This is a genomic window from Streptomyces sp. A012304, from assembly GCF_026008495.1.
GTDB lineage: Bacteria > Actinomycetota > Actinomycetes > Streptomycetales > Streptomycetaceae > Streptomyces.
In genome coordinates this window covers 1-346 of sequence record NZ_BQUN01000217.1, presented here as the reverse complement: position 1 = coordinate 346, position 346 = coordinate 1, and the positions used below count along the sequence as shown (strand labels likewise).

Sequence of the window (346 nt, the reverse complement as noted above, 5' to 3'; positions counted from 1 at the left end):
TGTCCCAGGTCGTGGAGGTGGCGGCGCACTGGAAAGGAGGGGCGTCGTACGATTCCCTGAGCGCAAGGTACCCCTTCATGCGGGTCACTGAACTCGCCCGGGTTCTGGCGAGCCCGGACCCGATTGCCGCTCAGTGGGACTGGCTTCGCAGCGCGCCGGAATTCTGCGACGACCGGGACCTGGTCGACGCCGCCCATCGGGACCCTGTGCTTCGCTCGTACTTCCCCGACCTGAGTCATCGGTCCCTCCAGCTGTCCCGGTCGTTCACCGACCGTGAGGGCGCCGTTCGCATCTCCTTGCAGGACGGGGGCTACCGCGTCCAGCAGTCCGGGGAGTCCAGCCAGGG

The 346-nt window shown here is 67.9% G+C and carries 1 protein-coding gene; it reads left to right on the top strand.

Annotation, left to right across the window (positions count from 1 at the left end; translation table 11 throughout):
* Positions 1-77 precede the first annotated feature (77 nt).
* Positions 78-346: DUF6193 family natural product biosynthesis protein (locus ALMP_RS42535; RefSeq protein ID WP_264937409.1), on the top strand; the 269-nt coding region annotated here is incomplete at its 3' end.